Source organism: Streptomyces sp. LMG1-1-1.1, from assembly GCF_040815545.1.
GTDB lineage: Bacteria > Actinomycetota > Actinomycetes > Streptomycetales > Streptomycetaceae > Streptomyces.
The window spans coordinates 82,985-106,815 of sequence record NZ_JBFPNH010000043.1 but is presented as its reverse complement, the minus strand read 5'-3'; the positions used below and the strand labels follow the sequence as shown (position 1 = coordinate 106,815).

23 protein-coding genes and 1 pseudogene are annotated in these 23,831 nt (G+C 71.1%); 15 read left to right on the top strand and 9 right to left on the bottom strand.

What is annotated here, in order from left to right; all coding sequences use genetic code 11:
- Positions 1-176: 176 nt before the first annotated feature.
- The 10 genes from MRBLMG1_RS24530 (at position 177) to MRBLMG1_RS24485 (ending at position 10,422) form a co-directional block, all read left to right on the top strand.
- Positions 177-1,313 carry a hypothetical protein gene (locus MRBLMG1_RS24530; protein WP_367826259.1) on the top strand — a complete coding sequence of 379 codons (1,137 nt, stop codon included), beginning with the start codon at positions 177-179 and terminating at the stop codon, positions 1,311-1,313.
- Between the two features lie 521 nt (positions 1,314-1,834).
- Complete coding sequence (locus MRBLMG1_RS24525) at positions 1,835-2,584, top strand: MarR family transcriptional regulator (protein ID WP_367826258.1); 750 nt, start codon at positions 1,835-1,837, stop codon at positions 2,582-2,584.
- A gap of 97 nt (positions 2,585-2,681) precedes the next feature.
- Positions 2,682-3,056 (top strand): roadblock/LC7 domain-containing protein, encoded by a 375-nt coding sequence (locus MRBLMG1_RS24520; protein WP_367826257.1) that lies wholly within the window; start codon positions 2,682-2,684, stop codon positions 3,054-3,056.
- A gap of 5 nt (positions 3,057-3,061) precedes the next feature.
- Entirely contained in the window at positions 3,062-3,490 is a 429-nt protein-coding gene (locus MRBLMG1_RS24515) for a hypothetical protein (RefSeq protein WP_367826256.1), read from the top strand.
- A 136-nt stretch (positions 3,491-3,626) separates the two neighbouring features.
- Entirely contained in the window at positions 3,627-5,333 is a 1,707-nt protein-coding gene (locus MRBLMG1_RS24510) for a hypothetical protein (protein ID WP_367826255.1), read from the top strand.
- A 130-nt stretch (positions 5,334-5,463) separates the two neighbouring features.
- Positions 5,464-6,393 carry a squalene/phytoene synthase family protein gene (locus MRBLMG1_RS24505; RefSeq protein WP_367826254.1) on the top strand — a complete coding sequence of 310 codons (930 nt, stop codon included), beginning with the start codon at positions 5,464-5,466 and terminating at the stop codon, positions 6,391-6,393.
- A gap of 367 nt (positions 6,394-6,760) precedes the next feature.
- Positions 6,761-8,491, top strand: a complete 1,731-nt coding sequence (locus tag MRBLMG1_RS24500) for a lysyl oxidase family protein (RefSeq protein WP_367826253.1) — start codon at positions 6,761-6,763, stop codon at positions 8,489-8,491.
- A 361-nt stretch (positions 8,492-8,852) separates the two neighbouring features.
- Complete coding sequence (locus MRBLMG1_RS24495; RefSeq protein ID WP_367826252.1) at positions 8,853-9,086, top strand: hypothetical protein; 234 nt, start codon at positions 8,853-8,855, stop codon at positions 9,084-9,086.
- A gap of 293 nt (positions 9,087-9,379) precedes the next feature.
- A complete protein-coding gene (locus MRBLMG1_RS24490) occupies positions 9,380-9,760 on the top strand; it encodes a nuclear transport factor 2 family protein (RefSeq protein ID WP_367826251.1) in 381 nt (126 codons plus the stop codon).
- Between the two features lie 92 nt (positions 9,761-9,852).
- A complete protein-coding gene (locus tag MRBLMG1_RS24485) occupies positions 9,853-10,422 on the top strand; it encodes a DUF6434 domain-containing protein (protein ID WP_367826250.1) in 570 nt (189 codons plus the stop codon).
- A 79-nt stretch (positions 10,423-10,501) separates the two neighbouring features.
- On the opposite strand, the gene MRBLMG1_RS24480 is transcribed toward MRBLMG1_RS24485, so the two are convergent.
- Genes MRBLMG1_RS24480 through MRBLMG1_RS24465 form a run of 4 tightly spaced genes read right to left on the bottom strand, consistent with a single transcriptional unit; the run spans position 10,502 to position 12,607 of the window.
- Positions 10,502-11,008, bottom strand: coding sequence for a GNAT family N-acetyltransferase (locus tag MRBLMG1_RS24480; protein ID WP_367826249.1), 507 nt, complete (start codon positions 11,006-11,008; stop codon positions 10,502-10,504).
- On the bottom strand, positions 11,005-11,424 hold the full coding sequence (locus MRBLMG1_RS24475; RefSeq protein ID WP_367826248.1) for an arsenate reductase ArsC: 420 nt from the start codon (positions 11,422-11,424) through the stop codon (positions 11,005-11,007). The genes MRBLMG1_RS24480 and MRBLMG1_RS24475 overlap by 4 nt, the downstream gene beginning before the upstream one ends.
- Entirely contained in the window at positions 11,424-12,230 is an 807-nt protein-coding gene (locus MRBLMG1_RS24470; RefSeq protein WP_367826247.1) for an aquaporin, read from the bottom strand. Before MRBLMG1_RS24470 ends, MRBLMG1_RS24475 begins: the two co-directional genes overlap by 1 nt.
- Positions 12,227-12,607 carry an ArsR/SmtB family transcription factor gene (locus MRBLMG1_RS24465; protein ID WP_367826246.1) on the bottom strand — a complete coding sequence of 127 codons (381 nt, stop codon included), beginning with the start codon at positions 12,605-12,607 and terminating at the stop codon, positions 12,227-12,229. The genes MRBLMG1_RS24470 and MRBLMG1_RS24465 overlap by 4 nt, the downstream gene beginning before the upstream one ends.
- A gap of 102 nt (positions 12,608-12,709) precedes the next feature.
- Between MRBLMG1_RS24465 and MRBLMG1_RS24460 the strand changes: the two genes are divergently transcribed.
- The 5 genes from MRBLMG1_RS24460 (at position 12,710) to MRBLMG1_RS24440 (ending at position 18,329) form a co-directional block, all read left to right on the top strand.
- Complete coding sequence (locus MRBLMG1_RS24460) at positions 12,710-13,129, top strand: ArsI/CadI family heavy metal resistance metalloenzyme (RefSeq protein ID WP_367826245.1); 420 nt, start codon at positions 12,710-12,712, stop codon at positions 13,127-13,129.
- A gap of 556 nt (positions 13,130-13,685) precedes the next feature.
- Positions 13,686-13,982: a hypothetical protein gene (locus MRBLMG1_RS24455; protein ID WP_367826244.1), complete on the top strand. Its 297-nt coding sequence runs from the start codon at positions 13,686-13,688 to the stop codon at positions 13,980-13,982.
- Positions 13,983-14,112: 130 nt separating this feature from the next.
- Positions 14,113-15,582: a fibronectin type III domain-containing protein gene (locus MRBLMG1_RS24450; RefSeq protein ID WP_367826243.1), complete on the top strand. Its 1,470-nt coding sequence runs from the start codon at positions 14,113-14,115 to the stop codon at positions 15,580-15,582.
- A 250-nt stretch (positions 15,583-15,832) separates the two neighbouring features.
- Complete coding sequence (locus MRBLMG1_RS24445; RefSeq protein WP_367826242.1) at positions 15,833-17,332, top strand: DHA2 family efflux MFS transporter permease subunit; 1,500 nt, start codon at positions 15,833-15,835, stop codon at positions 17,330-17,332.
- A 310-nt stretch (positions 17,333-17,642) separates the two neighbouring features.
- Complete coding sequence (locus MRBLMG1_RS24440) at positions 17,643-18,329, top strand: hypothetical protein (RefSeq protein WP_367826241.1); 687 nt, start codon at positions 17,643-17,645, stop codon at positions 18,327-18,329.
- Between the two features lie 88 nt (positions 18,330-18,417).
- Here the strand turns inward: MRBLMG1_RS24440 and MRBLMG1_RS24435 are convergent, their stop codons facing one another.
- The 5 genes and pseudogenes from MRBLMG1_RS24435 to MRBLMG1_RS24415 all read right to left on the bottom strand — a co-directional run bounded on the left by MRBLMG1_RS24435 (position 18,418) and on the right by MRBLMG1_RS24415 (position 23,721).
- Complete coding sequence (locus MRBLMG1_RS24435; protein ID WP_367826240.1) at positions 18,418-19,545, bottom strand: AI-2E family transporter; 1,128 nt, start codon at positions 19,543-19,545, stop codon at positions 18,418-18,420.
- A gap of 47 nt (positions 19,546-19,592) precedes the next feature.
- Positions 19,593-21,344: a glycoside hydrolase family 35 protein gene (locus MRBLMG1_RS24430; RefSeq protein WP_367826239.1), complete on the bottom strand. Its 1,752-nt coding sequence runs from the start codon at positions 21,342-21,344 to the stop codon at positions 19,593-19,595.
- Between the two features lie 151 nt (positions 21,345-21,495).
- Positions 21,496-21,837: pseudogene (locus tag MRBLMG1_RS24425) on the bottom strand (sugar ABC transporter substrate-binding protein); the annotation flags it as partial.
- A gap of 244 nt (positions 21,838-22,081) precedes the next feature.
- Positions 22,082-23,344, bottom strand: a complete 1,263-nt coding sequence (locus MRBLMG1_RS24420; protein WP_367826238.1) for an MFS transporter — start codon at positions 23,342-23,344, stop codon at positions 22,082-22,084.
- Positions 23,345-23,547: 203 nt separating this feature from the next.
- A complete protein-coding gene (locus MRBLMG1_RS24415; protein WP_367826237.1) occupies positions 23,548-23,721 on the bottom strand; it encodes a hypothetical protein in 174 nt (57 codons plus the stop codon).
- Positions 23,722-23,831: the final 110 nt, after the last annotated feature.

Below are 23,831 nucleotides of genomic sequence, written 5' to 3'. Positions count from 1 at the left end.
CGGCGCCCGGGCCGTGCCTGGCGGTGCCCCGCAGTGCCCGCGCGGTGCGCATGCGTCGCCGGGCCCACACACGCCGGAATGGAGCTCGGGCCGTACTTCGTCGTGCGAGGTCAGACGGCTCGGAAGCGTCACGGCCGCCGGCCCGCACGACGCCCCCCCTCACTACGCTGGCGACCATGATCACGCCGCAGCCCCACCCCCTGACCCTGGAATCGGCCCGGGCCCTTCAAAGCATGCTCCGAACCGAGGTCGGGCCGGGACTCACCGAGCGGGAGCTCGACGGCGTCGAGGCACGATTCGGCTTCACCTTCGCCGCCGACCACCGCGTCTTCCTCTCCGCGGGCCTCCCGTGCGGCTCGTCGCAGTGGCCCGACTGGCGTGACGGTGACGCCGAGGACCTGGCCGGGCGACTGGCATGGCCGGCGGAGGGCGTGCTCTTCGACGTGGAGCACAACCGGTTCTGGCACCCCGCATGGCCGCCACGGCCCGCGGAGACGGCCGACGCGCTCCGCCTCGCGCGGTCGGAGCTGGCGACCGTACCGCAGCTGGTCCCGCTCTACGGGCACCGCTACCTGCCCGGCACGGCGGGGGAGCACGGGCACCCCGTCCTGTCCGTCTGGCAGACCGACGTCATCCTGTACGGGAACGACCTCACCGACTACGTCCACCACGAGTTCGCCGGCCGAGCGAGCGGCCTCCCCGCCACCCGTACGAGCGTCGACTTCTGGGTGTACTTCGTCGAGGGCGGCCCGGGGTTCGACGTCACCGCGCCCACCCCGTTCTCGCCGTACGCGACGACCGCGGAGGAGGCCGTCGACTGCATCCGGATGCTCGCCCTGGAACGCCTGATCGGCCGACCGCACCACCCGGACCAGCTCGTCGAGGCCGGTCTCACGGCCCTGCTGCTCCACGTCGAGACGGAGTCCCTCGTCCTCCTCGCCGGCCTCACGCACGCCGAACACGAGCGGGCCGAAGCCCTGTTCGATGCGGTGTTGACCGAACTCGACCTGCTCCAGGGCCTCCCGGCCGACACGACCGACGTCCCTTGGGAGCACGCCCGCTGGGAACTGGTCCGCTGGTGGCTCCGGTTGATCGTGAACGGCAGCCTGGGGCCCGGTCCGGGCGGTGACCTGATCACGTACGAGGGGTGGGGTGCACTGGCCCGGCCGCGGCAGCTCAGGCCCCTCGTCGACAAGACCGACGCCCACAACGACGGGGCGGCGCTCCGGCGCGGCGACAGGGAAGTGCTGTCGGCCGCGATCGTCCAGGAGGCGGCACGTCTGCTCGCCGGCCCCTGGCCACCACTGGACTGATCTCACCGGCGACGGAGGATGCCCGGGGCGTGCGCCCGCGCGCCCCCGGCCGCCACGACAGCGACGGCCCAGGCGGTCCGCGCTCGGCCCGGCCGCTACGAGCAACCACGGCCCAGGGCGTCCGCGCTCGCGCCCGGCCGCCGCGACAACCACGACCCAGGCGGTCCGCGCCCGCGCCTTCCTGGACGCTACGACCATGATCGAATTCGTGCTCTTCCGGCCTTCCGATCGGTCTCGTATTAGACGTACTTCGACGGGAAGTTGCAGATTCTGTCGCATTCCATCTCTGATGGAATATTTGTCTTGTCGGCTGATACACCTTGCCGTGTCGGCGTCACACCTCGGGCGCCAGTACGAAATCCGGTGTGGCGAGGCTGTGTCGGGCATGGAAAGGGCGGGCTTTGCTGGATACGCGCAACTGCCTTCACCGCGCTGGACACAGACTGCTCCACCTCGCCCTGGCGCAATGCAGGGCGGCTCGCTCCACCATCGTCCTGCGGGTTCACGGCAGGCCGGGCGGGGTGTTCCACCTGCGGCACGGCCGGGTGATCGCGGTCGAGACGCCGGGCGCCCCGGGGGTGGAGGCACTGCTGCTGCGCTCCGGGCGGGTCAGCGCGGCGGACTGGGGGACGCTGACGCCGACCGGAAGGTTCATGCCGGGCGCGGAGCTCGTGGCGCGAGGATCCCTGGGGGCCAAGGAACTGCAGGTGGTCACGGTGATGGCCCTCAGGGACGCGGTGTTCGCCGTGGTCGCGGGGGACACCGCCGAGTGCGTCGCCGTTCCGCGGAGCGTGCCCATGGCACCCGCCCCCGGTGGGGAGGACCCGCTGGAGCTCCTGGACGAGGCGGCCCGGAAGGTCGCGGGGCTCGCGACACTGCCGCAGGCCGTCCTCCCCGACCGCGAACGGGTCATCGCCGGCCATGGTGCCGCGGGCCTCGCGGAAGGCCTGGTCCGGCACCGGAGGGAGATCCTCTTCCACGCCAACGGCAGGCGCACCGCGCGGGACATCGCCTTCGTGGTGGGCCGGGGCGTCTACCACGTCACGGTCGAGATCTCGCGGATGCTCGGCGACGGCCTCCTAGAGCGAGCGGGCCGGGGCGAAGTGCTCGGCACGGCGCAACCGTGGTCGGTCCCGGCGCTCGAACCACGACGCGCTGCGCACGGCCCGGACCCGGTGGTCATCGGCGGTGCGGACCTGCCGTACCGCATCCCCGGGGCCAGCGGTTTCACGATGAAAGCTCTCGTCGCGGACGACTCCGCGACGGGTTGAAGGGCTCCTCACCCGGAGCCGTACCCGAGCAGCGACCATCAAGGCCACCGGCTCCTGGCGCTCGGGGAATCCACGAAAAGGTGCGAAGGGAAACCGCATGGACCATGAGGCATTGACCGGGGAGATGAGGGGACTCCGCGATCAGATACCCGGAATCACCGACACGGCCCTCGCCGCCGTCGACGGAATCCTCATCGCGGCCGACACGGAAGACGGCATCGAACCCAACGGCCTCGCGGCCCTCGCCGCCGCCAGCCTCGGCCTCGCACGCCGCACCACCGGCGCGACCGGCCGCGGCACCCTGCGCCGCACCGTGGCCTACGGCAGCACCGGCTGCGCCGCCGTCTACGCCGTGGCCGACACGGCCCTGATGGTCGTCCTGGGCGACGAGGGGATGGACCTGGAACAACTCCACCTCGAATCCCAGCCGGTCCTGAAGCGCGTCGAAGCGATCCTCTCCGGAAGGAAGTGACGACGATGGTGACAAAACCCGTCGCGCAGGGATTCTCCGACGCCATCCAGGGACTGGTGAAGGAGCTACGCGTCGAAGCCCCCGACTGCGTCGCCGCCGGAGTGGTCGACATGGGCACCGGCATGCTCCTCTCCTACGAGACCGTCGACAGCCACCCCCCTGAGGTCCTCGACCTCCTCGCCGGAGCCACCCTGGACCTGTTCCAGGGCCGCACCGTGGTCCTCATCGAAGACGTGTTCAAAGAGCGCCGCGGCATCGAGAACGACCAGCACTACTTCCAGGAAATCCTCGTCAACAGCGCCAACCTGACCCATCTGTTCATCCGCATGACCGAAAGCCAGGACGTCGTCGCGGTCGTCGTCTGCCGCAAGTCGGTGAACGTGGGCATGCTCTTCGCCCAAGCCCGCCGCGTCGTCAAGGCCTACGGCCTCTGACCGAGCACCCGGTCCCACACCCCCCACACACAGTGCGCGCTGTCGACCCCGTCGGCGGCGCGCGCGGCCGCGTCCGGCTGCCTTGCGCACCTTCGTCCGGTCGGAGCCGGAAAGCCCCAGGGCCGATACTGCCCGCATGGGGGATCACGACACCGTCCGGGAACGTCTCCGCGCAGCCCTGCGCGCCGACGACCCGTGGACCGCACTGCTGGCACTGCACACACCGCATGCCCCGAACACGCCGCATGCACCGCACGCCCCGAGCACACCGCACGCACTCCACAGCGGCGAGTCCGAGCGCCTCGCCGAGGCGGTCGAGGAGCTGTACCGCTCGGAGCCTGACCGATCAGCCGCCCGCCGCCACCTCACCTGGCTCCTCCGAAGCCTCGGCGAACCCGGCGACGCGGTCCTCCTGCGCCTCCTCGCCGACGCCACGCTCGGTCCCGACGACCGGCAGGACCTGCTGAACACCGCCGTGACGCGCGGTCTGCGCCTGCCGGCCGAGCTGCTCCATACGTACGCGTCGGAGGCCCCGGGCTCCGACGCGCGCGGCGGCGTGCGCTCCGGCGACACACCGACCCCCGAACTCGTCGACGCCATGGGCCTCTCCGGCGACCCGTCCTTCGCACCCCGCCTGGGCGCCCTCCTGGCCGACCCCTCCGCCCCGCGAGGCCGCGCCGCACTCGCCCTGGGTCGCCTCGGCGCACGCGAGTGGACCCAGGCGATCGCCACACGGCTGCACGAGGTGACCGGACTCGACCACACCTCGTTCGCCGTCGCGCTGGAGCTGATGGGCGACCCCACCGCCGTGCCGCACCTCCTGCGATGGCTCACCGAGGGCGGCGAGCAGCGGGTGTACGACGTCCACCACGCCCTCGTCCGCCTCACGGGACACGACCCCCTCCTCCCGGAGCGCGCCAGAGGCGAGGCGTACGCGGCAGCTGTCCGCGCCGCCTGGTCGGACCACCGCCCCCAGCCCACGCCCGTAGCGATACGGGACGTCGTCATCGAGTCCGGCACGCGGGCCCGCTTCTCCGTCGACGGGGGAGCAGGGCGGATCCGCGTCGCCTTCGACCCGCCTTCGCCCGGTTCCTCCTGGCCCCGCTGGGACCGCTCCCTGACCTACGACCGCAAGCCGCTGTACCGGTTCGGCTCGATCTGCGACACCTGCGAGCTCGCCCTGTCCCTCCTCGGCTGGCCGGACGACACCGCGCCCCGCATCGCGGCCCGCATGCGCGAACGCCTGACCGACCTCCACCGGCTCGACGCCGCCTTGCTCGCCGAATGGAACCCCGTACTCGCCGAACTGGAGACCGGCCACTACCGCGCCCTCCTCCTCGACCTCCCCCTGGAACGCGTAACCGATCCCGCCCAGTCGTGGTGGCACCGCCGTGCGGCGGCCCGTACGGACGACGAGCCCGACGACACCGACGTCGCCGACGACCACCCCGAGTACGACTGGCCCGGCGTCGCACACTTCCAACTCACCGCGCCCGTCCCCCACGGCCGGATCCCGCGCACCTACGGCGTCCTCCTGCCCTCACAGCCGCCGGAGTCACTCGACCCCGCGACCATCGCCCGGCACACCTCCGCCATCACGACGGGCGCCCGCCCCGCAGCCGTGGTCCTCGGCTGGGTCGACGACCGTTACGTGCAGGCCGAACACGAGGAGCGATGGCTCATCGGCGCGGTCCTGGACGGCCACCACCGCCTCACCGCCTACGCGGAGGCCGGGGTCCCGGCCCGCGTGCTCCTGCTCGCCCGCGTCGACGGCGGCTGCGGCGAGGACGGCGGCCTGGAGGGACTCGCGGAAGTGACCACGGCGTACGGCTGCCGAGACTGACGCCGCTGCTGCTGCTGCCGCTGCCGCTGCCGCTGTGCTGTACGGCCTCGTGCCGACAGAGCGCCGGGGGGTCCTCCGAGTTCCCGCCGTGCGCACGTAGGCTCGCAGCCGACGACGAGGGGAGATCGGCATGTGGAAGAGGGCCCTCGACCGGGCCGGGGTGAGGGAACCGCGGCTGCGGGGGGAGTACACGGAGCAGCGGCGGGCGGTGCGGAGGTACAGGACGGCCGAGTACGCGGCGGCGCGGCTGCTGCTTCCCGCAGCGGTGCTGCCGCACGTCGTGGCCGCGGTCGCGTTCATGCACGACACCGACGACCGGATCGACCGCGGTGGACCGGAGGAGCGGGCCGCCGCGCTGGGGGAGTGGACCGGGCTCGTCGGGAAGGCCTTCGCCGGGGGTGACTCCGAGCTGTCCGTGCTGCGTTGCCTGGTGCGTACGGCCCAGCGGAACCCGGACGTTCGCGGTCACGTGGACGAGTTCCTGCGGGGCTGCGAGCGCGAGGTCGCGTGGCGGACCATCGCGGACGACGAGGAACTGGAGCAGTACGTACGGGAGTACAGCCTGCCCGCGCTGATGCTCACGGCCTGCCTCGTCGCGCCCGTGGACGCGACGGCGAGGGCGGAGTTCGAGGACGGCTGCCATCGGCTCATGCGGGCCATGCAGCGCATCGACTTCCTGGAGGATCTGCCCGAGGACGTCCGGGCGGGTCGGCCGGGTGTCCCCGTCGACGCGGTGGCACGCCACGGCGCGGACCTCATGCAGCCCGGCGTGGAGCTGGGCCGGCTCGTCGACGAACAGGCCGGGCGGGCCGCCGCGGACCTGGCGGCTGCCGCCCCGCTCGCGGGCGCGGTGGACCCCTCGTACCGGCCCTTCATACGGGCACTCGTCGGTGTGCAGCGCCTGCGGCTCGAAGCGGTGCGCCGAGCGGGCGCGTCCCTGGCGACGCGGTCCTCCGGTCCTTCGGCGCCGGCGGCCGCCGTACTGCTTCTGAGGGAGACGGTGGCGGCACAGGTCCGACGGGCTCCTCGGGTCGCTCACCAGGGAACTTCCGGCCGGTAGGGTCGCCGTGGGCGCGGCGACACCGCCGCCGGCGCTGAACCGATCGGCTTGCGGGCGGCGAGGCCGAGAACCGGAACCGTCCCTTCGGGACGGGCCGGCGGCCGGGCCCTTGACGCCGCGACGCCTTGCCGGCCGGTCGATTCAGCGCCGGCGGCGTCAACCGTCTGTTTTCGTCCACAGGGTCGCGATTCGGCCAACATCCTGATGATCTCGACCCTCCGGACAACCCGGCGTCGCCTCTCCTCCTCTCACCGCACGGGCGAAGCGAGTGCCTCCCACCACATCGGTCGGACGAATCTCCCGACCCGTCGGTCCGGGCCGCCCGCCGTCCGCTTCCTTGTCACAGCACCCGGAGAACGAGGGAACGATGACCACCACGCGCACCACCCGGCTGCGGCGTCCGCTGCTCGCCGGCACCACGGCCGTCGCCGCCATGGCCGTGACGGTCGGCTTCATGGCCGCCACGCCGGAGCAGGCGAAGGCCGCGGCGAGCCCCAAGCTGAGTCTCATCGCGGCGACCGACTCCGTCACGCTCACCTCCTGGAAGGAGGACCCGGGTGTGTACCTCGACCTGGGGACGTACCTGACGGCGGAGGGAACGCCCCTTGAGTTCAAGGTGACCCGGAAGTCGTACAAGGACCCGGTGACCATCACGCAGACCGTGTACGAGGGCGGCAAGGCCAAGGCGAAGACGCTGCCCCTGGGCACCGTGAAGGACTTCTCCGGGCTGCCCGGCTTTGCGGAGATCACCATCACCGACAAGGACGGCAAGAAGGTCGTCAGCCGGGCGGAGAGCTTCTGCCCGAACAACGCCAGCGGCCGGGTCCGGCCCGACGCGCCGTCCACCTCGAAGTATCCGGAGAGCTGCCCCACCAACCCGTTCACCCTCGGCTCCGTCTGGGGAGTCGAGAAGGGGTGGGCCGCCAACACCTACGGCGGTTCCTACACCCAGCCGGTGAAGCTCGCCGCCGGCGCGTACACGGCCAAGATCGGGGTCGCCAAGAAGTACCGGGACCTCTTCGGGATCGCCGACAGGCCCGCGACCGTGAAGCTCACCGTGCAGGAGCGCAGCTGGGAGGAGGGTCGCGGCACCGGAGGCGCCCGATCGACCGCCGCCGGCGCGCATCAGGCGCCGGCCGGCCACGCCGGGCACGGGCCGGGGCACGCGCCGACCCCCGCCCAGGCCGCCGCACCGGACACGAGCGGCGCGGGTCCCTCGTACAACGTCGGCCACGGCCCGCTGAAGGCCGCGCCGCCGGCGGTGCCGTGGGCGGTGAAGAAGCAGCAGGCCGCGCGCGCCGACATGCAGGCCGGCGACACCGCCGGACAGACCGACGGCTCGCGGCAGGCACCCGCCCTCACCCCGCAGACCAAGCGCCCCACCGGGACCCCGTCCGTCCCGAACGTCCCCAAGCCCGACCTGCGGTCGCTGCCGGCCTACGGCATCACCGTCAGCGACGGCGGCCAGAACGTCCCCGGCAAGGACTACCTCGCCTTCAGCGCCAACGTGTGGAACGCCGGACCCGCCCAGCTCGTGGTCGACGGCTTCCGCTCGCCCGGCAAGGACAAGATGGACGCCTACCAGTACTTCTACGACGCCAACGGGAAGCAGGTCGGCTACACCCCGACCGGCACCATGGAATGGGACCCGCGCCCGGGGCACGTGCACTGGCACTTCACCGACTTCGCCAGCTACCGGCTCCTCAAGGCGGACCAGAAGGTAGCGGTCCGCAGCGGCAAGGAGGCCTTCTGCCTGGCCAACACCGACGCCGTCGACTACACGGTGAAGAACGCCAACTGGCACCCCTTCAACACCGACCTCTCCACCGCCTGCGGCCAGGAGAACTCCATCTCCGTCCGCGAAGTCCTGGACGTCGGCTCCGGCGACACCTACACCCAGGACCTCCCGGGTCAGTCCTTCGACATCACCGACCTCCCCAACGGCACCTACTACATCCAGGTCCTCGCCAACCCCGCCAAGCGCCTCAAGGAAACCAACCTCGACAACAACAGCGCCCTCCGCAAGGTCGTCCTCGGCGGCACCCCCGGCGCGCGCACCGTCACCGTCCCCGCGCACGACCTCGTGAACGCCAACTGATCACCGAGCAGTCAGATCACCGAGCAGTCACGAAAGTGGCCGGGCCGGCGCCGAGTGGCGATGCCGGCCCGGCCTCGTGTGTGCCGACAGCCGACAGCCGACAGCCGACCGTCCACCGCCGGCTGGGCGACGTACGGACTCGTCGTGGGCGTGCAGCGGCAAGAGAGTGACAAACACCAGGTCACCGGGGTGAAGACGATTCCCAACGGGGCGTTGGAGAGCATCGTTTCTGCGCTCGCCGAACCTACGCGATCGACTGTCCGGCATTGGAGTGAGACGCCGTGTCTCGTGCCACCGTGGGGCGTTTGACCGCCCGACGAGCACTTCCTGGCACGTCATTCGGAGATATCGAGGAGTAGTTATGCGTTCTCTGGCCGCGTCTGTCCTGGCCGTTGGCATCCTGCTGGGCGGCGCCGGTGCCGCGCTCGCCCACGACGGCGTCGGAATCGGGGGCTTCTCCGAGGGTGGCGCCGGCTTCACTTCGCACTGTTCGGTGAGCGGCGTTCCCTCCGTGTACGGAACCATCTTCACCGGTTCCTGCTCGGACAGCGGCTGGGAAGAGGGCGCGGAGCACACCTACCTCGGCGCCCACTGACCTGCGGCCACGGCAGGCAGCGGGAATCGCTAACCGCTTGACCGCTTGACTGCTTGATCGCTCGACTGCTTGATCGCTCAGCAGTCCCGCGTGTACGTGCTTCGCGCACGGCCCGCGGCAACGGCCCGCCCTCGCACCCGAGAGCGGGCCCGTTTGTTCGGCTCCCGTGCCGTTCGGTGTGGCTTCTCGATGCTGCGGTACGAGTTCCGCCGTGGTACGAGTTCCACCGCGCAGGACGCCCGCAGACTGTGTCGCGGAAGGCGATCGGATGCCGCCCGACCTACGGTGGCTCCATGAGCGACCCGGAGAAGAACAAGGCCACGGCCAAGGCGTTCTACGACCTGATGTTCAACGAATGCCGCCCCGCCGAGGCTATCGACCGGTACGCCGGCGACACGTACATCCAGCACAATCCGCATGTCGGCGACGGCAAACAGGCGTTCATCGACTACTTCGAGCGCATGGCCGCCGAGTACCCGGGCAAGCGCGTCGAGTTCAAGCGCGCCTTCGCCGACGCCGACCACGTCGTACTGCACTGCCGCCAGGTCTGGCCCGACGAGGAGTACGCGGGCATCGACATCTTCCGCTTCGACGCGGACGGCAGGATCGTCGAGCACTGGGACGTCCTCCAGGTCATCCCACCCACGTCCAAGAACGACAACACCATGTTCTGAGTGGGCGGCCCGCGAAACACGTCGGTGACGTACCCGCTCACCACCGATGATCCGGCTCCGAGCCGAGGAGCGGCCGCTCCTATGGTGGGCACATGCGTTCGCATGCGGGTGGTGAGAGGCGGCCGGAGCTGAACCCGGCGTTGAGCGGGGACGAGCTGGCCCGCTGGTACTGGACGCTGGCCGAGCTGACCGTGCTGGCCCGGGAGCTGGGGGTGCCGCGCGGCGGCGGGAAGGCCGCGCTCGCCGACCGGCTGCAGGCCGCGCTGAACGGCGAGGCCCCACCGCCGCCGCGCCGGAGGCGCCCCGCCGGACGCCAGCTCGCCGCACCCGTGAACGGCTCTACCGTGATTCCCCAGGGGCAGCGATGCAGCCAGGTGCTACGCGAGTACTTCCGCCGCGAGATCGGCCCCGCCTTCCACTTCGACGCCTACATGAGGACGTTCGTGGCCGAACATGCGGGAGGCACCCTGGACGACGCCGTCGCCCATTGGCACGCCACGCGCCGGGCCGCCGCCCAGCCGCACGAGATCGGCTCTCAGTTCGAACTCAACCGCTTCCTCCGCGACTGGAACGCCGAACACCCGGCCGGCGGCCACACCGAAGCCCTCGCGGCCTGGCGCGCCCACCGCGACCGACCCCGTGGCGGATCGGCCGCGCGGTGAGCGCCCGAAGTCTGCGTGAGTCGAACGGCGTGTTTGCCCTCGGGGACGCCCGGCCCTGATCCGGCCGGGGGGCGGTAGGTCAGGTGAGGGTGGGGCTGCGGCGTTCGACGAGGACGACGTCGCGCCATGTGCCGTGGTGGCGGCCGATGCGTTCGCGGGTGCCGATGACCCGGAAGCCGGCGCGCTGGTGGAGGGCGAGGCTGGCGGTGTTCTCCGGGAAGATGCCGGACTGGACGGTCCAGATGCCGGCGGCGTCGGTGGAGGCGACCAGCGCGGTGAGCAGCGCGAGGCCCACGCCGCGGCCTCGCGCGTCGGGGTGGACGTAGACGGAGTGCTCCACGACGCCGGCGTACGCGCAGCGGTCGGAGACCGGCACCACGGCGACCCAGCCGAGCACCCTGGCGCCGTCGAGGGCGACCAGGCGGTGGGCGGGCAGCTTGGCGGTGTCGAACGCCTGCCAGGTCGGGGCGGCGGTCTCGAAGGTGGCGTCGCCCTCGTCGATGCCCAGCTGGTAGATCGCCAGAACCTGCTCCGCGTGCTCGGCCCGAAGGGGCGCGATGCGCACGCCGGCCTCGGCGGCCTTCACGCCGCGGGCTCGATGCCGAGTTCGGTGAGCAGACCGCGGATGCGTCCCTCGATCTCGTCGCGGATCGGGCGGACGGCCGCGACTCCCTGCCCGGCCGGGTCCTCCAGCGACCAGTCCAGGTACCGCTTGCCGGGGAAGTAGGGGCAGGCGTCGCCGCAGCCCATCGTGATCACCACGTCCGATGACTGCACCGCCTCCGAGGTGAGGACCTTCGGGGTCTCGGCCGAGACGTCGATGCCGGACTCCCGCATGGCCTCCACCACGGCCGGGTTCACCGCGCTCGCGGGGGCGGAGCCGGCGGAGCGGACCTGGACCCGGTCTCCGCCGAGGTGGGTGAGGAAGGCGGCGGCCATCTGGGACCGGCCGGCGTTGTGCACGCAGACGAACAGCACGGACGGGGTGGTGGGAGTGCTCATCAGGCCAGGGCGCTTTCTTCAGCGGAATGGGTGGCGGGCTGCGCTCCGCGACGGGGAACGACGTCCTTGCCATCGTCGTCCTCGTCCTCGCCCTCGCCCTCGCCCTCGCCACGGCCCTCGGCGGCCGGGTGGCCGAAGCAGACGGCGACCAGGCCGAGACCTGCGGCGGCGCCGAGCAGCTGGGCGGCGAGGAAGGGCAGCACGGAGGTGGGGGCGATGCCGGCGAAGGTGTCGGTGACCGCCCGGCCGATCGTGACGGCCGGGTTGGCGAAGGAAGTGGAGGAGGTGAACCAGTAGGCCGCGCCGATGTAGGAGGCGACCAGCAGCGGCGCCAGGTGCGTGCGGCCGGCGCGGGCCAGGCCGAAGACGAGCCAGACCAGCCCGGCGGTTGCCACGACCTCGCCCAGCCACAGGTGTCCGGACCACCGCTCGTGGGTGGAGAAGGCCACCAGCGGCTTGCCGAACATGGCGTCCGCCAGGATCGCGCCGACGACCGCTCCGGCTACCTGGGCGGGCACGTACGCGGCGACGTCACGCAGGGGGGAGCCGTCGCCGGTGCGGCGGCCGGTGAACCAGGCGGCCAGGGTGACCGCCGGGTTGAAGTGGGCCCCCGACACGGGGCCGAGCAGGGCGATCAGCACGCCGAGGCCGAAGACGGTGGCCAGGGAGTTGGCCAGCAACTGCGTCCCGACGTCGTGGGTCAGCTCGGTGGCCTGGATTCCGGAGCCGACCACCACCGCGACCAGCGCGGCCGTGCCAAGCCCCTCGACCGTCGCCCGCCGCGCAAGCGGCGCGGGAGCGCTCACGCGGGTGCCTTCGCGTACACGGCGGGAATCTCCAGCAGAGCGGACAGCTTCGTCAGCGCCTCGGGCAGCACCCAGTAGTACACCCACGTTCCGCGCCGCTCGGAGTCGACCAGCCCGGCCTCCCGCAGTACCTTCAGGTGATGGGAGATCGTCGGCTGGGAGACGTCGAAGGGGCCGATCAGGTCGCACACGCACGCCTCGCCACCCTCGTGTGAGGCGATCAGCGACAGCAGCCGCAGTCGGATCGGGTCCGACAGCGCCTTGAACATCCGCGACAGCTCGGCAGCCGCCTCCTCGCCCAGCGGCTCGCGGACCATCGGCGCGCAGCACGCCGCATCGTCCTGACCGATCACCGGCAGACCAGCTTGTTTCGACATTCCTCAATATTGACATCCGTCGATCGCAAGGGCAAGGTCGACTGTATCGACAGACGTCGAAGTAAGTCGGAACGAGTCGAAACAAGTCCTTGGGAGACCGCCATGTCCCGTGTCCAGCTCGCCCTGCGCGTCGCCGACCTCGAAGCCTCGATCGCCTTCTACTCCAAGCTCTTCGGCGCCGAGCCGGCCAAGCGCCGCGAGGGGTACGCCAACTTCGCCCTCACCGAGCCCCCGCTCAAGCTCGTCCTCATCGAAGGCGAGAGCGGTGAGGACACCCGCCTGGACCACCTCGGCGTCGAAGTCGCCTCCACCGAGCAGGTCAACGCCGCCACCACCCGCCTCAAGGACGCGGGCCTGGCCACCTTCGAGGAGAACGACACCTCCTGCTGCTACGCCCTCCAGGACAAGGTGTGGGTCACCGGCCCCGGCAAGGAACCGTGGGAGGTCTACGTCGTCAAGGCCGACGCCGACACCCTGGCCAAGAGCGCCGACGGCACCCCGGACGCGTGCTGCGGAAGCTGACCTTGGTGCTGCTTGGTGCTGCTTAGTTCCGCTTGGTGCCGGCGGGTGCCGGCTGGCGCTACTTGGGGGCTGCTTGGGCGCTCATCGCTGCTTCGTCGCACTCATGCCGTGTGCCGGAGGTGGCGGTGCCCACGGTCGCGTGGCGGCAGCCCGGTACGTCGGCTCTGACGGTCCGGCGCCACGGGACAAGGTCGGCATCCGGCCACTAAGCACGCGTCGCGGGGCGGCAGTGCGGCGTGGGGGTGGGTAGGGATGGAAGCATGAAGCACCGCACCAGCCGATCGAATGGACACGCGAAGTGAGCATCCCACCCGGACCGCGCCCGACGGGCAGAACCTGGACCGTCCGCCTTACCGGGCACCCTGACCGCTCCGCGACGGTGTCCTGCAGCACCGCGGCGTGCCGTATGCCGCCTCGGTCCAGGGACATCAACGCGCTGCGTCTCTTCGCCCATCAGCACGTCCAGGCCCACGCGCGCCTCGCCGTCCCGCGTGCCCAGACGACCTGTGCCTGTGCCGAGGTCGAGTGTCGGTACCACACGGCCAGGGCGACGTGCATGGGCCGAACCATGCTGCTCCTCATCCACAACCGCGCCGCGGGCGACGTGTGGACCCTCGCCGAGATCTGCCAGAGCTGCGCTCCGCACATCACCCACACCACGGTGATGTCCGGTGCCGCCGCTCCGGCCGGCCGCTCGGCTCCCGCGCCCAGGACGCCGCCACCGGCCCCCGTTCCGATCACCTTCTCCTCCGAGCAGACTGCCGGCCCCGACGACGCCGCCGCCGTCCGCCGCAGTCAGCGACCTCCGCGAAGCCGGTCCAGTCGAGGCAACACCGGCCGTCGCGCCCGGTAGCCCACACGATTTTCGTCTCTATGGCACCGCACGCCACACTTCGACTGCTGGAAGTGGTGGGACGACATGTGGGCGAGGAACGCGTGTTCTCCTCAGGATGGCGGCATCTCACCCCCACCTGGAGACGCGAATGAAGATCAGGAAGCTCCTCGTGGCCGCTCTGGCGGCCTTCGGAATCGCCGCGACGACGGTGGGTGGCGCGACTGCCGCCGTCCCGGCGCCGACCCCGGGTTCGCTGCAGCGGTACGACATCAGCGCGACGTACGTGAGCGGGCTCTCGTCCGGCGGGTTCATGGCCAATCAGATGCACGTCGCGTACTCCGACGTCTTCAAGGGTGCGGGCATCTTCTCGGCGGGCCCGTACGACTGCGCCCAGAACAACCTCAACACGGCTTTGTACGGGTGTATGGACACCTTCATGGCGCGCAAGACGCCCGCGCAACTGGAGCAGCTGACCCGGGACCGGGCCGCGGCCGGCAAGGTCGACCCGGTCGCCAACCTGGCGGGCGACAAGGTCTGGCTGTTCCACGGAACCAACGACAGCACGGTCAAGGCCCCGGTGAACGACGACCTCGCCACCTACTACCGTGACTTCGGCGCGGACGTGGTCTACGACAACACGTCGTCATCGGGCCACGCCTGGGTGAGCCCGCTCGGCCCCAACTCCTGCTCCTCCACCGACTCGCCGTACATCAACAACTGCGGCGGGGACCCGGTGAAGGACATGCTGACCCACCTGTTCGGCAGCGTCGCCCCCGCGAGCGCCGCCGCCCTGACGGGGAAGCTGGTCACGTTCGACCAGAGCACGTACGCCCCCGGTGGCAGCCCCAGCGCGATCAGCATGGGAAACGAGGGCTTCGCCTACGTCCCGAAGTCCTGTGAGGGCGGTGCCTCCTGCAAGCTGATGGTCACCCTCCACGGCTGCTACCAGTACTACGGCCTGGTCGGAAACGCCCTCATGGACAAGGGCTACCTCAACGAGTACGCCGATACGAACAACATGATCGTCCTCTACCCGCAGGCCACCACCATGACCGGCAACCCGCGCGGCTGCTGGGACTGGTGGGGATACAAGTCGGCCGACTACGCGCAGAAGAGCGGCCCGCAGATGACGGCCGTGATGAACATGGCGAAGGCCCTCGGCGCCACGACCACCGGCGCCCCGGCGACACTGCCCGCCCCGACCGGACTGGCGGTCACGGGTACGACCGCCGCCGGCGCCTCGCTGGCCTGGAACACCGTCTCGGGCGCGGCGTCGTACAACGTCTACCGTGACGGCACCAAGGTCAACGCCACCCCCGTCACGGCCGTCACCTTCACGGATACCGGCCTGACCGCCGGCACGACGTACAACTACACGGTCGCGGCCGTCGACGCCTCCGGCACCGTCGGCTTCAAGGCCGCTCCCGTCACCGCCACCACCACGACCGCACCGACGTGCGTGACGGCGAGCAACTACGCCCACACGCAGGCCGGCCGTGCCCACCAGACCGGGGGCTACGCCTACGCCAACGGCTCGGACCAGAATCTCGGGCTGTGGAACCTCTTCACCACCAGCACCGTGAAGGAGACCTCCCCGGGGTACTGGGTGACGTGCTGACCCTGCTGACCCCGACGCGCTGAGAACACGCCTTGCCCGTGATCCCTCACGGGCAAGGCGTGGGTCGGACTGGCGTAATCAGGACGCTAGTTGGCTCATCGGCGATGCTTCGGCCATCCGTTCGGCAAAATGATTTGAGCGTCGGCGGTGGCACCGACAGGATGGGGGACATCGATGAGTTCTTCCCGGGGCCGCGGTCTGTCAGGGTGACCCGCCCCGTGCGGAGGACACTCACATGACGGAAGGCGCCATGCTCGCTCCAGACTCAACCCCCACGCTCGCGCCCGCGCGCGTCACCGCCGTACTGCGGATCCTCGTGCTGTCCACGTTCGTCGTCCTGCTCAACGAGACGATCATGGTCAACGCGATCCCGCGACTCATGCGCGAGTTCGAGGTCACGGCGGCAGCCGCAGGATGGCTGTCCACTTCCTTCATGCTCACCATGGCCGTGGTCATCCCGGTGACGGGATGGTTCCTCCAGCGCGTGACCACGCGTACCGCCTTCGGCCTGGCGATGGCGCTGTTCCTCGCCGGTACGGCCCTGGCCGCGGCCGCGCCGGCCTTCCCCGTGCTGCTCGCCGCCCGTGTCGTCCAGGCGAGCGGCACCGCCGTCATGATGCCGCTCCTCATGACGACACTGATGACCCTCGTGCCCCCGCACGACCGCGGCCGGGTCATGGGCAACATCACGCTCGTCATCTCCGTGGCACCCGCGCTCGGCCCCGCGGCCTCCGGCGTGCTGCTGCAGCTGGGGACCTGGCGCCTGCTGTTCCTGGCCGTTCTGCCCATCGCGGGTGCCATGGCCCTGTTCGGACGGCGCGAGCTGGTGAACATCGGCGAGCCGCAGGCCGGCCCGATCGACTGGCCGTCCGTCCCCCTCGCGGCAGCGGGCTTCGGCGCCCTCGTCTACGGCCTCAGCGGCCTCGGTGCCGGGAACGCGGCCCAGGGACCCGTGTCCCCGTCGGTCATGACCGCCGCCGGAGCGCTGCTGGTGGCCCTGTTCGTGTGGCGGCAGCTGGCCCTCCAGCGCTCGTCCACGCCGCTGCTCGACCTGCGCGCCCTGACCTTCCGCCACTTCTCCGTGGCACTGGCCCTGATGTGCCTGTCCTTCATGGGCCTCATGGGCGCCTTCATCCTGCTGCCGATCTACCTGCAGGAGGTGCGCGGCCTGACCTCACTGCAGACCGGGCTCCTCCTCATCCCGGGCGGTCTCACCATGGGTCTGCTCGGACCGCAGGTCGGCAAGCTCTACGACCGGTTCGGCGCGCCGCGCCTGGTCGTACCCGGAGCCGTGGTCACGGCACTCTGCCTCGCGCTGTTCGCCTTCACGGGCGAAGAGACCTCGCCGTGGGTGGTGCTCGCCGTCCACGTGGCGCTGAGCGCGGGCATGGCCTTCGTCTTCACCCCCGTCTTCACCTCCGGCCTCTCCGTCCTGCCCCCGCACCTCTACCCCCACGGCTCCGCCATCCTCGGCTCGCTCCAGCAGGTCGCCGCCGCCGCGGGCACCGCCCTCGTCATCAGCGTCATGTCGGGACACGCCGCCACGGCCCTGACCGACGGCGCCGACGCCACCGGCGCCCTCGCCACCGGCATCCGCTGGGGCTTCGGCATCGGCGCCGTCCTCGGCGCGCTGACCGTACTGGTCGCGCTGCTGGTCCGTACCCCGCCCACTCCGCAGATGCCCCCGGCGGCGGAGCCCCAGGAAGAAGACGGCACCACGACGAACAAGACCGCTCAGGCACCCAACTGACGCGTTGGTCGATCTGACGGATCTGACGGATCTGACGGATCTGACGGGTCCACTGCACCTCTCGGATCTGCCGGAATCTGCAGTGTCGGCCCGGCGCTCGCCTCGACGAAGCGAGCGCCGGGCCTCGGCCGTGTAGGGAGTGCCGGGCAGCGGGTCACGGGTCACGGCTCGTCCCGGCGCCCGCGGGCCGGATCTGCGGGTCCCGCCGTTCCCGAGGGGTACGGGCGCGGGCCACATGAGTACGGGTACTCACTCCGATCCCGGCACCGCGCCCATCCGGCGCGCCACCCGGCTCCCCTAGGGTCCTCGTATGCCCGACGAGACCATGCCAAGCCTTCCCACCCCCGACGCCACCGACATGCCCCGAGCCTCCTCATGCCTCGGGGGAGCCCTGGGATGCGGCGGTGCCGTGCTGCTCGACGTACTCGCTCTGGTCGTCGCCGTCGCGTGGGGCTCCGGGGGGTCGACGGACTTCCCCCGCGTCGCGCCCGAGGAGATGGCGAACCGCGCCCTCCAGCGGTCCCATGAGGCCTACGACGTCCTGGGGTTCACCCGCACCATCGAACCCGGCGTCGAGGACATCGGCGTCAGCACCGAGAACACGCTCGGCTCCAGCTTCTGCTACGACGGCGGTCCGCTCGGTCTTGAGGACAAGACCATCGACGGCGCCTACTCGATGAGCCACCAATGGGCACTGGACGACGTCCCGGGCACCCAGGCGATGCCCGGCCTGCGCCGACTGCACCAGTACTTCAAGGACCACGACTGGAAGATCTCGGCCTACCGCGAAGGCGAACAGGGTCGGGACTGGGAGCTGTTCGTCCAGCGCGACGGCGGCGACGAGCGGATGTCCTTCGTCTGGTACGCGGACCGCAACTACTTCACCGGCGGCGCCAGCGTGCCCTGCGCCTACGACCCGACGTGGAGGACCGGCGACGCCGGTCCCGCCGGGGACAACGAGAGGCCTCCCGCCTTCGGGCCCACGCCTCAGGGATAGACCGTGTCGTCGGAACACCGGGCGCACCGGAGGAGGAAGCCCGCGATGGGGCGTCCGGCCCGGTGGGCGGTGGCGTTCTCGTCATCGGTCAGGACGTGACGGGGGCAGGCGTAGGAGCGGGCGCGGGGGCATCGTCGGCGTCCGGGCCCGGGGTGTCGTCGCTGAGTTGCTCGCGGAGGTAGTTCCAGAAGACGGCGATGATGGCCGCCGAGGGGACGGCGAGGAGGCTGCCGACGATGCCGGCGAGGCTGCCGCCGAGGGTCACGGCCAGGAGGACGACGGCCGCGTGGAGGCCGAGACCGCGGCTCTGGATCATGGGCTGGAAGACGTTTCCCTCCAGCTGCTGGACCACGATGATGACGGCCAGGACGATCAGGGCGTCGGTGACGCCGTTCGAGACGAGTGCGATGAGGACGGCTACCAGGCCGGCGAAAAGGGCACCCACGATCGGGACGAAGGCGGAGACGAAGGTCAGGACCGCGAGGGGGAGGACGAGCGGGACGTCGAGGAACCACAGGCCCAGGCCGATGAACACGGCGTCGAGGAGGCCGACGAAGGCCTGGCTGCGCACGAAGGCGCCCAGGGTGTCCCAGCTGCGCTCCGCCACGATGGGGACGTCGACGGCGAGGCGCCCGGGGAGCTGGCGGGTGAGCCACGGGAGGAACCGGGGGCCGTCCTTCAGGAAGAAGAACATCAGGAAGAGGGCCAGGAAGGCGGTGACCACGCCGTTGAACACCGTGCCCACGCCGGTCGCGACCGCGGTGACCATGCTGCCGATGCTGTCCTGGACGCGGGCCATCGCCGTGTCGAACGCGCCGGAGATCTCGTCGTCACCGATGTTCAGCGGTGGCCCGGCCGCCCACTCGCGCAACCGCCCGATGCCCTCGATCACACCCTTGGAAAGCTCCCCGGACTGAGACGCGACGGGCACCGCGATGAGCGCGATGACCCCGGCGACGAGCAGGAGGAACGAGACCGTGACGACTCCCGCGGCCAGGGCCGGAGGCCAGCCGCGCCGCCGCAGGAAGCGCGTCAGCGGCCAGGTCAGGGTCGTGAGGAACAGGCCGACGACGAGCGGCCAGACCACCGACCACATGCGTCCCACGATCCACAGGGTCACCCCGGCCATCAGCAGGACCAACAGCGACTCGGCGGACACCCGAGCCGCTGTTCGGAGTGCGGCGGTGGCTTTCGTGGAGCGCAAGGTGGCAGACATGGGCCCACCCTATGGACCCATGGCGGCCACGGTGTCGCCGGGTGTTCCTACTCCTCGGTGGGGCCGAGGTCGGGCGTGTCGCGGAGCTCGACCGTGCCGGCGCGGTGCGCCGCGTGGAGTTCGAGGACGACGATCTCGTTCGTACCGGCGCGCAGGACCGGGGCCGGGACGTACAGGGACCGCTGCGGGCCGCGGGACCAGAAGCGGCCGAGGGCGAAGCCGTTGACCCACGCGTTGCCCTTGGTCCAGCCGTCGAGGTGGAGGAAGGTGTCGGCCGTGGTGGTGACCTCGAAGGTGCCCCGGTGGAAGGTGGGGCCCACGGGAGTCCGCGCGGTGGCCGTGAAGGGGATGTCCTCCAGAGTGGCGAGCGGGAGGGGGCGGTTCGTCCAGGCCGTCGGCTCGACGCCGTCGAGGGCGACCTTGCCGAGCAGGCCCTTGCGGTCGTGGATGCCCCGGCCGTAGTTCACCCGGCCCTGGTTCTCGACCAGGATCGAGAGCGCGGCGCCGGCGCGGGGGACCGTGAAGGCGAGCGCGTGCTCGTGGTTCTCGCGCTCCAGGACGCCTACCGGCTGTCCGTCCACGAAGACCTGGGCGCGGTCGCGGACGTGCTCGACCTCCAGGAGCGTGGGTCCTTGCAGCGGCACGGTGGTTTCGTAGAGGACGAAGCCGAAGTCCTGTTCCAGCTCCTCCATGGTGAGGGGGCGGCGGGAGTCGATGCGTGCGGTCAGCGCGGCCGCGCTCGGCAGGAGCTCGGCGCTCTCCGTCAACACGACTGTGGGGACGGCCAGTTTGCGTCCGGTGGCGGGGACCGGCTCGCTCGGCACCGGCGCGTACTTGGCGATCACGTCGCGGAAGGCGGTGAACTTCGCGGTCGGGTCGCCGGCCTCGTCGAGGGGGGCGTCGTAGTCGTACGACGTGACGGTGGGGCGGTAGGTGTGCTTGTCGTTGGCGCCGTTGGTGAAGCCGAAGTTGGTGCCGCCGTGGAACATGTAGAAGTTCACGGAGGCGCCGGTGGCCAGGAGCTCGTCGAGCTCGCCGGCCGCGTGCTCGGGGTCGCGGACGACGTGGTGGGCACCCCAGCGGTCGAACCAGCCGATCCAGAACTCGGTGCACATCAGCGGGCCCTTCGGCTGCTGTTCCCGCAGCGCGGCCAGGCCCCCGGCCGCACCGCTGCCGAAGTTGGCGGTGGCGAGGACACCGGGCAGGGCGCCCCGCTCCAGGTCGACCGGCTGGTCGCAGGTGAACAGGGGGACGTCGACCCCGCAGCGGCGCAGCGAGTCGGCGATGTGTTCCAGATAGGCGGTGTCGTCACCGTACGCCCCGTACTCGTTCTCCACCTGTACGGCCAGGACCGGGCCGCCCTGCGAGGCGAGGTACGGCCGCAGCGGGGTGAGCAGGCGGCCGAAGAAGTCGTCCACCGACGCCAGGAACCGGGGGTCACGGGAGCGCAGCCGGATGTCCGGCTCGGCGAGCAGCCAGGACGGGATGCCGCCGCCCTCCCATTCGGCGCAGATGTACGGGCCGGGGCGCAGGAGGACGTGCAGCCCTTCGGCCGCGGCCAGATCGAGGAAGCGGGGCAGGTCGAGCCCGCCGTCCATGACGAAGTGGTCGGGGCGCGGCTGGTGCAGGTTCCAGGGGACGTAGGTCTCGACGGTGTTGAGGCCCATGAGGCGGGCCTTGCGGAGCCGGTCCTGCCACTGCTCGGGGTGGACCCGGAAGTAGTGCAGCCCGCCGGACAGGAAACGGAAGGGCTGACCGTCGAGCAGGAAGCCGGCCTCGTCCATCTGGAGATCGGGCATGCGGTGTTCGCTCCTGTACGTGAAGGGTGGTGCGGGTCGGGGGTGCCCGCTCTTATGTTTACGCAAACATGGGAGGCGTGGCAACCCCTCCACGGCGTGACGGGGGCGGGGTCGCGCTTGCGGCTCCGCCCGGGTGTGCGTGCGGGTGGGACTACTTGTTGACGGTGAAGCCCTGGTCGTTGCCGTACTTCACGCTGGCGTCCTGCCAGGCCTTGAGGCCGGCGTCGAGCTTGGTGGAGGTGACGTAGGCCTTGCCGACGGTGTCGTTGAAGATGGAGTTGGCGTAGACCTGGTAGGGGAGGTAGGTCCAGTCGGGTCCGACGTTGCGGGCGGACTCGGCGAAGATCTGGTTGGCCTTCTGGCCGCCGAAGTAGGGGAACTCGGTGTCGAGGAAGGCCTTCGATTCGAGGTCGGCGCGGGTGGCGGGGAAGGCACCCGCGGCGACACGGGAGGTGGCGCCGGCGCCGGTGGTGGCGAACTCGGTGAAGGCGTAGTCCTGGACGAGGACGAGCAGCTGAAGGCCGGGCTGTGCCACCCCGCGCCGGCGAACTTCTCGCGCTCGCCTCCGCCGACAGCCGGGTTCGCCTACGATTACTGGCTCGACGACGGCCGGGCCCCGGACTTCGCCCGGGGCGTGGAGATCCACAGCGAACCCGGCTCCACAGCGAACCCGGCTCCACCGCGAACCCGGCTCCACCGCGAACCCGGCCACGACCCGGCCGAGCTCTTCTTCTCTCTCAGGGGCGCGCGCGTTCTCCGGACGCCTCGCGCACCACGGAAGCGGCCGGTGCGGTCGCGGGCCTGTCGCGGCGCTCCACGGCGACCGCGGCGAGACCCGCGGCCAGCGACATCAGGCCGCCGGCGAGGAAGGCCCAGCGGACACCCCAGCGGTCGGCGAGCGAACCGACGAGCAGGGCGCCGAGGGGTGTGGATCCCTGGAGGATCAGCGTGTACAGGGCGAGGACGCGGCCGCGTAGTTCGGGTGGGACGCCGAGCTGGACCCGGTGGTTGGCGGCCTGCGCGAAGTAGATCGATGCCCCGCCGGTGAGGAAGAGCAGCATCATAGAGGGTCCGTACGACGACACCAGGCCCACGGCGGCCTCCAGTGCGCCGAAGCCGACGGCGGCGCCCGCCACGAGCCGGGCCGACGGGCGGCCCCGCCGAACGGTCGTCATCATCGCCGCGACCAGCGATCCCGCCGCGAACACGGCGGTGACCACGCCGAACGTCGAGGCACCGGCGTGGTGCACCTGCGCCGCCAGCAGGGGAAGGGTCAACTGGAAGTTCAGGCCGAACAGCCCCACCACCGCGACCAGCACCAGCGGCACCACCAGATCGAACCGGGCCGCCGCCTTCAGCCCGTCCACCACCCGCACCCGGTCGCCGCGCCGCCGCGCCCGCCCCGCGCTGCTCCGCATCAGGCGCAGCGCGACGACGGTGGCGGCGTAGCTCGCCGCGTTCACCAGCATCACCCAGCCGACACCGGCCACCGAGATGAACAAACCCGACAGCGCCGGGCCCACGACCCGGGCGACGTTGAAGTAGGCGGCGCTGAGCGCCGAGGCGTTGGGCAGCAGTTCCGATCCCACGAGTTCACCGACGAAGGCCATGCGCGCCGGCACCTCGACGGAGTTCACCACGCCCAGCGCGCAGGCGAACACGTACACGTGCCAGAGCTGTACCTCGCCCGCGAGCACCAGCACCGCCAGCATCAGGGCGAGTGCGCACGACGCGACGTTCGCGACCGTCAGCAGGGCCCGCTTGTCGTAGCGGTCCGCGAGCCGCCCGCCGTACAGCGTGAGCAGCAGCAGCGGCGCGAACTGCAGTGCCGTCACCGTGCCCAGGGCACTCGCCGACCCGTCGGTCAGGCCGAGGACGAGCCAGTCCTGCGCGACGACCATCATCCACGTGCCGGCCACCGAGACGATCTGGCCGAGCACGAACAGCCGGAAATCCCGCACGCGCAGCGCACGGAAGACCTCGCCGAAGCCGCCGCTCACGATTCCGGCTCCGTAGGGGCGCCGTCCGCCGCCGGCCGCTCCTCCGCGAGCGCTTCGGTCGCGGCGGTCGTGAGCCGCCGCCCGGGAACCCGCGCGCTCCCGACGCCGTCCACGCTCCCACCGGCACGACAACCCACCGCGTCAGCCTCCTTGTTCGACCTCGGCGCCACCACGGACCGGCCGACGCGGAATGTGCCCGGAGGCTACCGACCGGAGGTCGGGTCCCGGTCGAGGCGGTCACGGCGTTCCTTCAGCGCGGCCTTCGCCTCGGCGACCTCGCGGTCGATCTCCTCCCTGAGGAGGCGTAGCCGTGCTTCTCGTTCCGCGCTGGTCAAGCCCGTGAGGCCCAGCCTGGCGTCGCGTTCTTCCTGGGACACCGCGTCCCTCCTCTCCTGGGGAGCCCATCGTCCCGGGTCAGCATCCGGCTGTGAAGGATCCGCCGCGAGACCGCTAGATGACAATGAAAACGATTATCGATAAGGTCCCT